This is a genomic window from Paenibacillus amylolyticus (assembly GCF_047302515.1).
Taxonomy (GTDB): Bacteria; Bacillota; Bacilli; order Paenibacillales; family Paenibacillaceae; genus Paenibacillus; species Paenibacillus amylolyticus_G.
Genome location: NZ_CP168019.1, coordinates 556321 through 570302 on the forward strand (window position 1 = coordinate 556321; position 13982 = coordinate 570302).

At 49.8% G+C, this 13982-nt stretch carries 14 protein-coding genes, 1 pseudogene and 1 riboswitch; of the genes and pseudogenes, 13 read left to right on the plus strand and 2 right to left on the minus strand.

Features of this window, described 5'->3' with window-relative positions; genetic code table 11:
- Positions 1–741 (minus strand): response regulator, encoded by a 741-nt coding sequence (locus ACDJ59_RS02525; RefSeq protein WP_413407513.1) that lies wholly within the window; start codon positions 739–741, stop codon positions 1–3.
- Positions 742–1123: 382 nt separating this feature from the next.
- Here ACDJ59_RS02525 and ACDJ59_RS02530 point away from each other — a divergent pair, with 382 nt between their 5' ends.
- The 12 genes and pseudogenes from ACDJ59_RS02530 to ACDJ59_RS02585 all read left to right on the plus strand — a co-directional run bounded on the left by ACDJ59_RS02530 (position 1124) and on the right by ACDJ59_RS02585 (position 12151).
- On the plus strand, positions 1124–2122 hold the full coding sequence (locus tag ACDJ59_RS02530; RefSeq protein ID WP_413407515.1) for an ABC transporter ATP-binding protein: 999 nt from the start codon (positions 1124–1126) through the stop codon (positions 2120–2122).
- A complete protein-coding gene (locus ACDJ59_RS02535; RefSeq protein WP_413407516.1) occupies positions 2119–3117 on the plus strand; it encodes an ABC transporter ATP-binding protein in 999 nt (332 codons plus the stop codon). Before ACDJ59_RS02530 ends, ACDJ59_RS02535 begins: the two co-directional genes overlap by 4 nt.
- A 22-nt stretch (positions 3118–3139) precedes the next feature.
- Positions 3140–4090: an ABC transporter permease gene (locus ACDJ59_RS02540; protein WP_413407517.1), complete on the plus strand. Its 951-nt coding sequence runs from the start codon at positions 3140–3142 to the stop codon at positions 4088–4090.
- 52 nt (positions 4091–4142) lie between these two features.
- A complete protein-coding gene (gene opp4C, locus ACDJ59_RS02545; protein ID WP_413407518.1) occupies positions 4143–5042 on the plus strand; it encodes an oligopeptide ABC transporter permease in 900 nt (299 codons plus the stop codon).
- 67 nt (positions 5043–5109) lie between these two features.
- Positions 5110–6750 (plus strand): ABC transporter substrate-binding protein, encoded by a 1641-nt coding sequence (locus ACDJ59_RS02550; RefSeq protein WP_413407519.1) that lies wholly within the window; start codon positions 5110–5112, stop codon positions 6748–6750.
- A gap of 39 nt (positions 6751–6789) precedes the next feature.
- On the plus strand, positions 6790–7773 hold the full coding sequence (locus tag ACDJ59_RS02555; protein ID WP_413407520.1) for an ABC transporter ATP-binding protein: 984 nt from the start codon (positions 6790–6792) through the stop codon (positions 7771–7773).
- An 86-nt stretch (positions 7774–7859) separates the two neighbouring features.
- Positions 7860–9338 carry a M20 family metallopeptidase gene (locus tag ACDJ59_RS02560; RefSeq protein WP_413407521.1) on the plus strand — a complete coding sequence of 493 codons (1479 nt, stop codon included), beginning with the start codon at positions 7860–7862 and terminating at the stop codon, positions 9336–9338.
- 24 nt (positions 9339–9362) lie between these two features.
- Positions 9363–9483, plus strand: a riboswitch (glycine riboswitch).
- A gap of 86 nt (positions 9484–9569) precedes the next feature.
- Positions 9570–9719: pseudogene (locus tag ACDJ59_RS02565) on the plus strand (hypothetical protein); the annotation flags it as partial.
- A gap of 52 nt (positions 9720–9771) precedes the next feature.
- Positions 9772–9888, plus strand: a complete 117-nt coding sequence (locus ACDJ59_RS02570; RefSeq protein WP_413407522.1) for a hypothetical protein — start codon at positions 9772–9774, stop codon at positions 9886–9888.
- A 92-nt stretch (positions 9889–9980) separates the two neighbouring features.
- Positions 9981–10499 (plus strand): hypothetical protein, encoded by a 519-nt coding sequence (locus ACDJ59_RS02575; RefSeq protein ID WP_413407524.1) that lies wholly within the window; start codon positions 9981–9983, stop codon positions 10497–10499.
- Positions 10500–10774: 275 nt separating this feature from the next.
- On the plus strand, positions 10775–11746 hold the full coding sequence (locus ACDJ59_RS02580; protein ID WP_036617058.1) for a helix-turn-helix transcriptional regulator: 972 nt from the start codon (positions 10775–10777) through the stop codon (positions 11744–11746).
- Positions 11747–11788: 42 nt separating this feature from the next.
- Positions 11789–12151: an HIRAN domain-containing protein gene (locus ACDJ59_RS02585; protein ID WP_237176987.1), complete on the plus strand. Its 363-nt coding sequence runs from the start codon at positions 11789–11791 to the stop codon at positions 12149–12151.
- Between the two features lie 21 nt (positions 12152–12172).
- Here the strand turns inward: ACDJ59_RS02585 and ACDJ59_RS02590 are convergent, their stop codons facing one another.
- A complete protein-coding gene (locus tag ACDJ59_RS02590) occupies positions 12173–13276 on the minus strand; it encodes a glycosyltransferase family 4 protein (RefSeq protein WP_413407525.1) in 1104 nt (367 codons plus the stop codon).
- Between the two features lie 215 nt (positions 13277–13491).
- On the opposite strand from ACDJ59_RS02590, the gene ACDJ59_RS02595 reads away from it, so the two are divergent.
- Positions 13492–13803, plus strand: coding sequence for a DUF3817 domain-containing protein (locus tag ACDJ59_RS02595; RefSeq protein ID WP_036617062.1), 312 nt, complete (start codon positions 13492–13494; stop codon positions 13801–13803).
- The last annotated feature ends 179 nt before the right edge of the window (positions 13804–13982 follow it).

A 13982-nucleotide genomic window follows, 5' to 3' on the forward strand; every position in this document is an offset into this window, starting at 1 on the left:
TTATGCCTCGTTCCGATATTCTCTGGGAGTCATCCCGAAGAAGCTCCGGAACATCCGCGTGAAATTCTTTGCGTTACTGTACCCGACGATTTCGCTGATCTCGTACGTCTTGCAGTAGGTGGTCTTCAGTAGCTCGGCCGCACGATGCATGCGAAGCTTCGTCACGTAATCCGAGAAGTTCTCGCCCGTCTTGGTCTTGAAGTACTTGCTTAAATAGAAGGGGTTAAGAAAAACATGCTTTGCGGCGTTCTCCAGGGTGGCGGCGGACAAGTTATCCTGCAAATAAGCCTTAACCTTCTCGATGGTCTGGTCCGCCAGGCTGCTCTCTGCGGTCGATGCAGAGTGGGGAGGGTCAGGCATTCTCGCGTTGTCCATTTCGCTTCGGAGATGTCCGAACACTTCGGCGATTTCCGTATATTTAGTAGGTTTTGTCAAATACCTCTTGACTCCATACTGTACGGCCAACTGGGCGTATTCGAATTCCTTGAAGCCGCTTAGCAGAACGACCTTGACCTCCGAGCCTTGTCGGTAGAGCCGTTCTGCTACATCAATGCCCGACAAGGAGGGCATGCGGATGTCACAGAGAAGCACATCTACAGGCTGCTCCTGGATAAAGGCGAGTGCTCCCTCTCCGTCGCACGCTTGCCCGACAACTTGAAAGCCGAATTCATGCCATGGGAAATAGTTACTTAGACCATTGCGAATTTCACTCTCGTCATCGGTGATTAGAAGATTGTACATGGCCCACACTCCGTTCTTTTTTTACTAATTCTTAAAATTTGATACCTTTCTGGTCTTTCGGAGGCATTGATGCCAAGAAATGATTCCAAAACCTAATGTAAAGTGTCTTTAATTAATCGTCATATTGACGTTAAATAAAGTTACAAGAAAAGAAACATGATTGAAATGTTAGGGGGCGTTCACAAGAAATGAATATTATATTTGAAATATAGCATAAGTTTTTTGTGAAAAGTATGTAGATTTCCCAATTAAAAAGAGAATTAAGTGTGGAAATTCACATTCACCTCCCTAAGAGGGCTTAACAAGACGTTTTTTTATGTGAGAAAAAATAACATGAAATACTTAGTGGTAGACCAAATATTGACACAAAGGAGGGGCGCACATGCTGCTAGAGCTTAAGGACGTAAGGACCGTTTTTAAAACGGAAAAAGGGGAAGTCACTTCGGTGGACCGGGTTAGCCTTAAGCTGGAGAAGGGGGAGACCATCGGCATCGTCGGCGAATCGGGCTGCGGTAAGAGTGTTACTTCTCTCTCGATCATGAGGCTGCTCGGCAAGAACGGCAGTATCAGGGAGGGGGAGATTTGGTTCATGGACAAGGATCTCGCGAAACTGCCTGAGTCCGAGTTGCGGCTGATTCGTGGCGGAGACATTGCGATGATCTTTCAGGAACCGATGACCTCACTCAATCCGGTGTTCACTATTGGGAATCAATTGACGGAAGCTATCCGGCTACATACCGATTTGAGGGGCAAGGCTGCTGAAGGATACGCAGTAGAAATGCTTGAAAAGGTCGGCATTCCCCGCCCTGAAGCGATTATGAAGAGCTACCCGCACTCTCTATCTGGGGGGATGAGACAGCGGGTGATGATCGCAATGGCACTTTCCTGTAAGCCGAAGCTGCTCATCGCCGATGAGCCTACGACCGCACTGGACGTGACGATTCAGGCGCAGATTCTGAATCTGATGAAGGAGCTCCGCGAAGAGATGGGTGCCTCGATCATGCTCATCACCCATGATCTCGGCGTTGTTGCGGAGATGGCGGACAAGGTTGTGGTCATGTACGCCGGTCAGGTGGTCGAGGAGACTGACGTGTTTACCCTGTTTGAGAAGCCGCTTCATCCTTACACGAAAGGATTGATGAGATCCATTCCCCACATTGAAACCGATGCCGAGGAAATGCTGGCCTCCATCCCGGGTGCGGTGCCTCCACTTACGAACATGCCGAAGGGCTGCCGATTCCATACTCGCTGTGAGTTTGCCGAAGGGAAATGTCTATCCGAAGCGCCGACGCTGCTGCCGGTTCAGGAGGGACACCAAGTGCGCTGCTGGATGGCACAGGATCCCGATGCCTGGAAGACGCGAGAGGAGGAAGCCATATGACGATTGCGGAACGCAAAGTGGCCCAAGAACCTCTCCTTAGAATCGAAGGCTTAAAGACGTACTACCCCATCAAACGAGGATTGCTGTCCCGCACGGTCGGTAATGTCAAAGCAGTGGACGACATTTCGCTGGAGCTGTACCAAGGAGAGACGCTAGGGCTCGTTGGCGAGTCGGGCTGCGGCAAGTCGACCATCGGCCGGAGCATCATCCGACTTGAGAATCCAACGGACGGCAGAATCTGGTTCGAAGGGCAAGAAATTACGACAAGCACAATGTCGGACCTCCGTGGGGAACGGACGAAAATGCAGATGATTTTTCAGGACCCCTACTCCTCTCTTAATCCCCGGATGCGGGTACAGGAGCTGCTCGCCGAGCCGATGCGGGTGCATGGCTTGGCCGGTGGAGCAGAGCTAGAGGCAAGAATAGATAACCTTCTGGACACGGTTGGCATTCCCCGCAGCTACAAGCAGAGATTCCCTCATGAATTCTCAGGCGGCCAGCGGCAACGCATCGGCATCGCCCGCGCACTCTCCCTGAACCCGAAACTCATCGTGTGCGATGAGCCCGTATCCGCGCTCGACGTCTCCATTCAGGCGCAGATCTTGAACCTGTTGAAGGAGCTACAACGGGAGCTCGGACTCACCTATTTGTTCATCGCTCACGGTCTCGGGGCGGTTAAGTACATCAGTACCCGTATCGCTGTTATGTACCTTGGCAAGGTGGTTGAGATCGGAACGAAGGAGCGGATCTTTGCGAGCCCGCGCCATCCGTATACCCAAGCTTTGCTCAATGCTTATCCGGTACCGGATCCCCGCAAGCGCGGACAGGAGCGAATCGTTCTTCAGGGAGATGTGCCAAGTCCCGCTAGTCCGCCGTCAGGCTGCCGGTTTCATACCCGTTGTCCGTTCGTCCAAGCAAAGTGCAAGGAGGAGGAGCCTCTTCTGCAAGGGGGAGAACACGCAGCTGCTTGTCATTATCCACTGACTACCGGCTAAATCGCAAGAGAGGAGAGAGAGCATGTTTACTTACGTCATTCGCCGCATTCTGATTGCGATTCCCGTCTTGTTTGGCATTACGATCATTAATTTCTTCATCATCAACCTTGCGCCGGGTAACCCGATCGACATGTACATGACACCGGACACACCACCGGAGCTGCTCGAGCTACGTAAGGAGCAGCTTGGATTGAACGATCCGACTATCATTCAATATTTCAAATGGCTGGGGCAACTGCTGTCCGGCAATCTCGGATACTCTTTCAGCACAAGCGAATCAGTTGTATCGCTCATCGGTGAGCGTCTGGGGCAAACGGTGCTGCTCGGCATCTGTGCTCTGATTATTGGCCTTTTGATCGCGCTGCCGATCGGTATTATGAGTGCTGTCCGGCAAAACTCGAAGTTTGACTACCTGATGACCGGACTCTCGTTCGTCGGAACGTCGATTCCCCAGTTTTTCCTTGGTCTCTTGTGCATTTATATTTTCGCTGTTCAACTGGGCTGGCTTCCCGTCGGCGGAACGGAGGATCTTGGTGGAGGAGGAGGGTTCGGGGACCGAATCAGTCATTTAGTGCTTCCTTCCATAGCAATGGCAGTAGGTATTGCCGGACGCAAAGTGCGTTATATCCGGGCCAGCATGCTGGATGTACTGAAGCAGGATTACCTGCGGACAGCGCGAGCCAAGGGGCTTAAAGAGTTTTTTGTCACCAACAAGCATGCGCTACGCAACGCCCTGATTCCGATCATTACCGTCGTCGGGATGGAAATCCCGATGCTCTTCGGGGGAGCCGTCATTGTCGAGCAATTGTTCCAGTGGCCGGGTATCGGTCAGTTGACCATCCAATCGATCATGTCTCGCGACTATTCCACCATCATGGGCCTTAATCTGGTCGCTGCTATCATTGTGCTGGTCGCCAATCTGCTCACGGATATTTTCTACTCGGTAGCCGATCCTCGCATCCAATATCATTAAATTAAAGCTTATTATCATGAAACGAACACACGAATGAGAGGAGGCGGACTCGATGTCTGCTGTTCAAACCCCAGTCGCCGGAGGAGTCATTCTTCCGATTCAACAAGAAGAGCCCGAAGGCGTCTTCCGGCAAATGGCCCGGCGTTTCCTGAAGCATCGGCTGGCCGTCGCCGGGCTTGTCGTTACCTTGCTGCTTATCCTCATCGCCATCTTCGCCCCGTGGCTGTCCCCGCATAGCCCTTATGCGGTTACCGCCGAATTTTCAGCCGCGCCTTCATCTTCCCATTGGCTTGGAACCGACCAGGTGGGAAGAGACGTGCTGTCCCGCCTGCTATACGCGACTAGAGTCGCCGTCACGGTCGGGTTCGGAACGGTCGCTCTGTATGTGGTGTTCGGAACGGTCATCGGTCTTTGGTCCGCTTATGTTGGCGGCTGGGTCGATATGACGGTCATGAGAATTACCGATATGTTCATGGCATTCCCCTACATGATGGTTATTCTCGTTGTCGTCAGTGTGCTTGGGCCAACACTCTGGACGCTCGTGCTTGTTCTTGCTCTGTTCTCCTGGCCGTCCATTGCCCGACTTGTCCGGGGGAGCGTATTGACGCTCAAGCAAATGGATTACATTAAAGCCGGAGTCGCCCTGGGGCTCAGTACGCCGCGCATTGTCTTCCGTCACATCCTGCCGAACGCGCTGGCTCCGATCATCGTGAATGCGACCTTTGGTGTTGCGGCGGCAATCATGGCGGAGTCCGGGCTGAGCTTCCTGGGCATGGGCGTACAGCCACCGACCGCCAGTTGGGGCAATATGCTGACGGACGCCCAATCAATTAGCGTCATGACCGACCAGCCCTGGCTTTGGCTGCCTCCCGGGATCATGATCCTGGTGACGGTGCTCGCCATCAACTTCGTAGGTGACGGGCTGCGCGACGCACTCGACCCTAAACAATAAACCACAATACATCTCTCATATATGGCATTCAAAAAAATAATTAGGTGGAGGAGATCAGATGAAAAGGATGCGTAAAGCTTGGATTTGCGGAGTATTGACATTATTAATGGTATTGGTCACGGCCTGCGGTTCGAATTCTGACAGCAATACAACATCGTCTCCGGGGTCGGATGGCGAGAGCGCTTCTGCTTCCGGAGGCTCCGGTCAGCCTCTTTATATCGGCCTTGTGAATCCGGTGACGACATTCGATGTCTTCAATTTGGACAATGCAGGTGTCTTCGTCAACTCGTTGATGAGCGATACGCTTGTTGCCATGAACAGCGAATATGGATTCGATCCGAAGCTTGCCGAATCGATCGAAACGACGGACAACCAGAACTTCACAATCAAGCTGAACAAGAACGCCAAGTGGAGTGACGGGGAACCGTTCACGGCAGACGACGTCGAGTTCACGTTCCGTATGTTTACGGACGTTAACGTAAAGACGCTCCTCAACATGACGTTCGTCGCTGGACTGAACGAAGCCGGTAAAAGAGAGGAGGGGCAAACGGAGCTGGCATTTTTCGAGAAGGTCGATGATTACACCTTTGTCATCAAGACGAAAAACCCGATGGAGACGAATCAATTCAAGAGTCAATTCGGTACGTACTTCCGCTTCCTGCCAGAGCATGTGTTGAAGGACGTAGCCCCGGTGGACCTGAACAAGAATGAATTTATGATGAATCCTACTGTCACCAACGGGGCTTATAAGTTCGTCAAATTCGCCAAGGACCAGTACGTTCAACTGACCGCGTCCGAGCAATATTATGAAGGTGCGCCGAAGATCAAGGATATTTACATCAAAATGATGCCGGCGACGAATCTGGCAGCGCAGCTCCAGACAGGCGACATACAGTTGACTTCTCCGGGTGTAGGTCTCATTCCAGTGCAGGATTTTGACAAGGTGGCCAATATGGCGAATGTGACCACGGGCTACGGCGATGCGAACAATCCGAACCTTATGTTCATCAATACGAAGAAGTTCCCGGATCCAAAAGTGCGGCAAGCAATCGCTTATGCCATGAACCGCCAGCTTATTGTAGATCAATTGCTCAAAGGGCAAGGCGAACTCGTGGATGGCATGCTCGGTCAAAACCACCCTTATTACAATAAAGATATACCACTGTACGGCTACGATCCGGAGAAAGCGAAAGCACTGCTGGAGGGAGCGGGTTGGGACTTCAACCAGACGATTGAATTCGTCGTCCCGACAGGCAACAAGATTCGTGAGCAGGCTTCTGACATCATTGCCGAGAACCTGAAAGCAGTCGGTCTGAAGGTACAAGTGACAAAGCTTGATTTTCCGACAACTTATCAAAGAGCACTTAAGCACGACTACGACTTGACGATAATTAATCTCGGCTTTATTCTCGATCCGAACTCCGTGCTAGGTCTGTTCAAGACGGGAGTCAGCTTTAATATCGCAGACTACTCGAGCACCGAAGTCGACGAGTTACTGGTCCAAGGAGCGGAGGAGCTGGAGCCCTCCAAGCGTTTCGAGATTTACAAGCAGGTTCAGCAAATGCTGCACGACGATGTTCCGGTTATCGCTCTGTTCGCTGACAAGCAAATGTATGCTGCGGCCAAAAATCTCGACCTTGGCAAAGGCCTCGAGACCAGCACGGTTGGTCTAACGAACAACGTCGCCAAGTGGACGTTCACCCCATAATCGAATAACGACCAGCTTCGGTTCAGAGAGGAGCTGCAGATGCGAGGTTTGAAAAAGGAGAGGCCACCTCTGCTCAGCGTAGAAAGTCTCAAGACGTATTATCCGATCCGGCAGGGCATTTTCTCGCAGGTCACAGAATATGTCAAGGCGGTCGACGGTGTCAGCTTCTCGATTCGCGAAGGAGAGACGCTTGGTCTCGTGGGAGAATCGGGCTGTGGTAAGTCGAGTGTCGGTCGCACGCTGCTTCAACTCGAGACTCCTTATGAAGGAAGGATTCTCTATGCGGGCCGGGAACTGGCAGAACTCGGCAAGAGGGAACTTCGCCGAACCCGGGCGAGCTTGGGGCTGATTTTCCAAGACCCCTATTCCTCGCTTAATCCCCGGATGAGGATCGGTGATATTCTGGCAGAGCCTCTGCTGGCTCACCGACTCGAGAGCCGTTCGTCTGTTTGGAATCGGGTGGATATGCTGCTCGAAACAGTCGGAATTTCGATAGAAGACAAAAGTCGTTATCCTTATGAATTTTCCGGAGGACAGAGACAGCGAATTGGCATTGCGAGGGCTTTGTCCCTAAACCCCAAGCTAATCGTGTGCGACGAGCCCGTTTCCGCTCTCGACGTCTCTATCCAGGCACAGATTTTGAATCTCCTGAAGAAGCTCCAGAAGGAGAATGGCCTCGCTTACCTGTTCATCGGACACGGTCTCGGCGCAGTCCGCTATATCAGCGATCGAATAGCTGTTATGTATCTAGGCAAGATTGTGGAGATTGCGAGCCGGGAGAAGCTGTTCAGGGCACCGAAGCATCCCTATACGAACGCTCTGTTGAGTGCGAATCCGGTAACAGATCCAAAGCTTCGTTCGCAGAAACGGATTATCATCCAGGGGGATGTACCGAATCCGGTCCGCCCGCCAGGCGGCTGTCGTTTCCACACGCGCTGCCCGATCGCCAAAGCAATCTGTCGCGAATTCGAGCCGGCGCTCAAAGGTCACGATCATGCCGTTGCCTGCTTCGCATTTGATTGACCGATAGCCTGTACTCAACGTATTTGCTGCATCCTTAGCCCGTGAATAATGGAGATTAGCCAAAATGAAGGAGAGAGGTGTTTGGCATGAATGAGAAGATCATTGAAGAGGTTACCACGTATATCGAAGGGAAGAGAGATTTATTTATTGATGTAAGCGACTCGATCTGGGGCTTCGCTGAGACGCGATTCGAAGAGTTTGAGTCAGCAGATTTGCTCTGCAAGGCACTGGAACAGGAAGGGTTCTCAGTTGAGAGAGGAGTTGCCGGACTCGCCACTGGATTTATAGGTAGTTTCGGGGACGGTTCCCCGGTCATTGCGATTCTTGGTGAGTTTGACGCCCTAGCCAGCCTTAGCCAGCAGGCGGGAGCTGCGGTTTTCGATCCTGTTGTGCCTGGTGCGAACGGACACGGTTGCGGGCATAATCTGCTCGGAGCGGGCTCTCTTGCAGCTGCCTTTGCGGTAAAGGATTACCTGCAGGAGCATGGAATCTCCGGCACGGTTCGCTACTATGGCTGTCCGGCGGAAGAGAGTGGATCCGGCAAAGCATTCATGGCCAGAGCAGGCTTGTTCAAGGATGTCGACATCGCGTTCTGCTGGCATCCTGCCACGATGAACGTCGTCATGCATATGTCCTCTCTTGCCAATCTGCATGTGCACTTCAAATTCGCAGGCCGCAGCGCCCACGCGGCAGCCGCACCCCATCTCGGACGAAGCGCGCTGGACGCGGTCGAGCTGATGAACGTGGGAGTGAACTACTTGCGTGAGCATATGATTTCGGATGCCCGAATCCACTATGCCGTGACGAATACAGGCGGCTTCGCACCCAATGTTGTACAGGCGGAAGCAGAAGTGAACTATTTGGTTAGGGCGCCGAAGTCCTCTCAGGTCGCTGAGCTGTTCGAACGGGTTCTTGATGTTGCTCGTGGAGCGGCTCTGATGACGGGAACTAAGATGTCGTATCACTATGAAGGTGGCGCGTCCAATCTTATTCCGAATGCGACCCTGGAAGGCAAAATGCACGAGTTCCTCAGTGGACTTGAGCTTCCCGTTTATACGGAGGACGAATTGGCCTTCGCCCAAGAGATCTTTGATGTGATTCCGGAAGAGGATAAGACGAGTGCATCGCGGCAGAATGGCAAGGGGGTCCATGACATGCTTTCGGCCCATCCTCTTGCGGGCTTCGTCGCTCCACTTATGGAGACAATGCGCGTTATGCCGGCGTCGACGGACGTGGGAGACGTCAGTTGGAACGTGCCGACTGCACAATGCGGTACGGCGACCTGGGCTTACGCGACGCCAGTCCATGCCTGGCAGACCGTTGCGCAGGGCAAGAGCGGCTATGCCCACAAAGGCATGCTGCTCGCGGGCAAAGCGATGGCGTGCACTGCCATTGCAGCGCTGCTCGATCCCGCGCTCATCGAGAAGGCGAAGGAGGAGCTGGCGGAACGGCTGGAGGGAGAGTCATACGTTAGCCCGTTCCCCGATGAGGTGATGCCTCCGAATCTTTCATTTTCTCAAAGCACTGGCGGAGCAGCAAATGAACAAACACCGGTAAATATGTAATTCCCACCCAAAAGATATAGCGAATGACGATGGCAGGGAGAGACCACCGAAGCGAAATAAAGCTTCGGGGCACCGAAGGAGCAAGTCAGCGGCTGGCCGGCCGCTGGTTAAACTCTCAGGTACCCGGGACAGAGAACACGGCATAAGCCGGTTCACTGTCCCTTTTTATTTTTATATCCTAAGGGGAGGCATTTACTTGAGTTTATTAAATTATGATACCGAAATTCAGCGATTGAACGAGAACACGACAGACAATTAGAGACGCTGGGCACGGTCCTGACAAACAAGTACGCTGAAGATTATCCCGAAAAGAGGTATTATGGAGGCTGTGAACATGTGGACGAAGCAGAGGTTCTAGCGATTGAGAGAGCGAATCTGCTAGCTTGCTGGGGTGTTCCCTCTGTTCTTGCGGGATGTACAAGCGAACGAGACGGTGAGTACGATTGAATCAGTCAAAGCAGTAACGGACTTATTCAGCCCGATCAGCGGCACGGTGACGAAGGTTGACGATGAGCTACTGGACGCTGCGGAAAAAGTGCATGGAAAGTGAGAATATACTACAATAAACCTGAATATAGGCTTGATCAACTAATGAGAACCAGTGGCAGATGAAGTTGAAGGAAAAGAAAGTGGGTTTATTTAATGTTTGATCCTACGGTATATGACAATCTGAAAGTTGGCTTTGAAAATTATCTTTATGATATGGATAACCTGGATGAACGTATTCAGATTACGGGGCGTAAAGATCGGCTGGAGATGGCAGTGATGTCCAGAGAGTTCATGTTACAATTCTGTCTCAGGGATCTTCCAGAAGTAACAGGGGAAGTTGTATTAAGCAGTTCCCTTGAGGAGCTTGCAGCGGAGATACTGGAGACGCCTGGTGCGAGTCCGGGTTGCCGCTTGGAGCTACGGTTCAGTATGGTTGTGAAGGATCCTGAGAAGCAGTGCCCGGTTATTCGTCCGATATTACAGAAGAGCTGGCCTGAGCAGAGGATGTGCCAGACTATCCAGTATATCTTTGATGAACAGCCAATCATGTATAACGTCACGGCTCACGTTTATTTTGACCGCAGTGTGAATGAAGACCAGATGGGGGACATTCCTGAACTCTGTGAGCATATGGCGAATGTGATGAATCAATTATTACAGTTGCATAACTAGTAATTCCGAGAAAAGCCTTGTCTCTTTGTGGAGATCAGGGCTTTTTTTGTATTATTTTTAGAAAATTGTATAGGCTTTCAGGCTTAGGTTTAAGGTCTTTTAGGTTAATGTTTTACGCAAGCGAGTAAGAGAATGTATATTAAAAGGGGGTAAGAGTGCAATTGGACTATACAAAAATGGTGAAATTGCGAAAATAAAATTGGGACTAAAGATTTAGTCCTGTACTAAAGGAACTAGTTTTCCTTGCCGATAAAATATCGAAGGGGAGAAACTACATGACAGAGAAATTAATTCGTCTGCTGCGTATACTTCAGGCTATACAAGCAAATCCTGGAATTTCGGCCAAGGAATTGGCGCTGAAATGCGGTACGACTGTACGCACGATTTATCGTGATCTCCGGATTTTGGATAGGGTCGCCCCGATTATGAATGAAGGATACGGCAAAGGTTACCGATTTATTGGTGAGTTTGCGATGTATCCATTAGATTTTACTGAACAGGAAGCAATGGTTTTCTCCTTGCTCCCGTCCGTAGTTGATACCTCCAAGTTACCTGCTGAGTTTGATTCAGCGTTTGACAAGGTCATGTCGGCTCATACCAAATTAAAATCAAGAAACAGTGACATTGTAGAGAATATTGCGGGAATTATTCGGATGGGCACGCCAGCTTATCGTGAGGAAGGAAAAGACCCTAATTTGCTGATTCCCATCATCGAAGCTATTCTAAGCCAGCAAACCATTCGTACTCAATATCATACGCTGACAAGAAATGAGATCACAGTCCGGGATATCGATCCCTATTATCTCATTCCACGTGATCAACGTTTTTATTTGATCGGATACTGCCATTTGCTGCAAAAAGTTCGATTGTTTCGGATCAGCCGTTTTTTGGATGTGACACGAACAAATGCCGGTTTTGACAAGGGTGATTTCAACATAACGCAGTACATGAAGAACACATGGTCTATTGACCGTGGCGACGAAAATATCCATTTCAAGGTAAGATTCTCTGAGAAAGTGGCCCCCTACATAAAAGAAGAAGAAATGTTTGTTCGCCCGCGAATGACGAATATGTCGGATGGGGGATTGTTATTTGAAGTGACACTGAATAGCAGCAGAGAATTTTTGAAATGGTTGTATCAATTTGGGCCCGAGGCAGAGGTACTTGAACCTCGTGAGTTCCGTAGAGAGATACGCAGGCAACTTGTCGAGTGGTTGGAACATTATGAAACCGATGTATCTTTGTAAAAATTTTAATCATGGAGAAATACAGGAAAAGGAGCAGGTAATATGAGCACCAAATTATTCGCAGCTATGTATGGGATGGATCACTACCATGGAGTACAGGCTCTACATGTGGGGGATACCGTGTATCTCGTCAAAGATCCAGATAATCGTTTGGATCATCAAGCAATTAAGGTTGTTATTCCCCCGATTGGAGCCGTAGGTTATATCGTTAATGATCCACTTGTCGTACCTCATGGATGTTGGACCGGGACGGCATTCTACGATGTATTTCATCAACTAACGTGTGCCAAAGTACGATTCATGATGAGAGATATGGTGATTATGGAGTTAATTGAGATGAGTCACATTCCTGTTCCGCAGATGGATTCTTTGATTAAGGGATGGCAATTTCGTGAAAAAGCTTGATCATTGTAACAGAAGAAAGGCTCATTTACGGATGAGCCTGGTATAGGTGGCTTCCAGGTGCATGGCTGTTCTTGCCCAACTGAAATATGCCCTTGCGCTGTCTCGGCCAGCCTTTCCTAACTTCTCGGCAAAAGTGGAATTGCTTGCAAGTTTGTACAGGTAAGAGGTGAAACGTTGGGGGCGCTTATAAGCGGTGACAAGGTATCCATTGATACCTGATTCAATAATCTCACGAATACCTCCGTTATCCGAAGCAATAACGGGTAATCCTGAAGCCATCGCCTCAACGTTAACCAGGCCAAAAGCTTCATGTTCTTGTGACGGACAGACCAGACAATCGACTGCCCGATACAACTGATCGATATGCTCATGGTTTATCTGACCACGGAAGGAAACATGGACTTTTTGTTTTTGGGCAAGTTCGCGAAGTTTACGCATGTAATACGGAGGTCCTTTGCCTGCAACAACCAGTTGAACAGGTACCTGTTGCTGAAGGAGGGCAGTCGCACGAATTAATACGTCTACACCTTTTCCAGGGATCAGCCTGCCGACATACAGAATAGAGAATGGTTTAGTTACTCCAAATTGTGTACGCAGATGAATCTGTTCTTCGCTGGATTCAACAGGCCTGAAGCGGCTTAGATCTGCACCCAATGGAACAACACTCATTCGGTGTTTTACCAACGGAAATCTGCGGCCTAACCTCTGTCGTAGGGAATGACTGTTGACGGCAATCCAATCAGCTTTTTTCATTAATGTGAGTTTGGAAGGCCCGGGCTGAGCAAACGTTAATGAGTGAAGATAGAGTACAACGGGAGTGCGTGGAAAAGCTCGTTTGATCGTAGCCATACTTCGTGGCCTGTTATCCACTTGAATTACATCATAGGGTTGTTGGGATAACAAACGTATGACTGCTTTGGTGTACATGACAGGACTCGACGCTGGGACACGTTGAATGGTGATCCCATCGATCTGTTCTGTGGCGGGGAGACCTTGCATTTGACGACTTATAATGGTCACCTGATGGCGTTGGGCTAGTTCACGAGCGATGCCCAGGATACAGATTTCCACGGAACCATTACCGGGCAAAGGCAATTTCTCGGGTGCAACCATAGCTATTTTCATGATCCGGCTCCTCCTTGTCCGACATCTGTAACAATCTTCGTCATATATCTTATGAGAAGTTAAAGCATTTGGCTCCTGCGAAATGGTTGATGAACCACCCATATAAGCGTGCAGGAATAATCTGCTGCATGGCATTAAGCGAGATATTCAGCTTTTGTGATATACTGTACGGGAACAATTGAATTCGTTACATGTATAAAAGCAGGAGGAAAATAATGTTACATTCTACGCTGGGACGCTTCCGGCTGATGTTGTGGTTGCAGGGCATTTCGTACGTGTTGTTACTGTTTGTTGCTTTTCCGTTGAGAGATGCCGGGGTTATGCCGCAGGCTGTCACATGGTTTGGGAATCTGTACGGTTTTTTGTTTTTAATGTATTTGTTATTTATGGTGACTATGTACACCTCACAGAAATGGCGTCTGCGCCGTCCAATTGCTCTGTTCTTTGTTTCTTTCATTCCACTGGGGAATATGATCTACGATGTTGTCGTATTCCGTAAGTTGTATCGTCAACTAAATAAAGCTTGACTTTATTTAACGTTATGAAATATGATGAGTACAGGTTAAACAACCCGTTCCAACTAAAACTACATATTCCTGTTAAAGGGGAGTAGCTTTTACAGTAAAGTCGTCAATTCGGGATCATATCCCCGGCTTTATTGGCAGCAATTTTGTTGTTAGCGAGACCTTTACCAAGTTTTCATGCT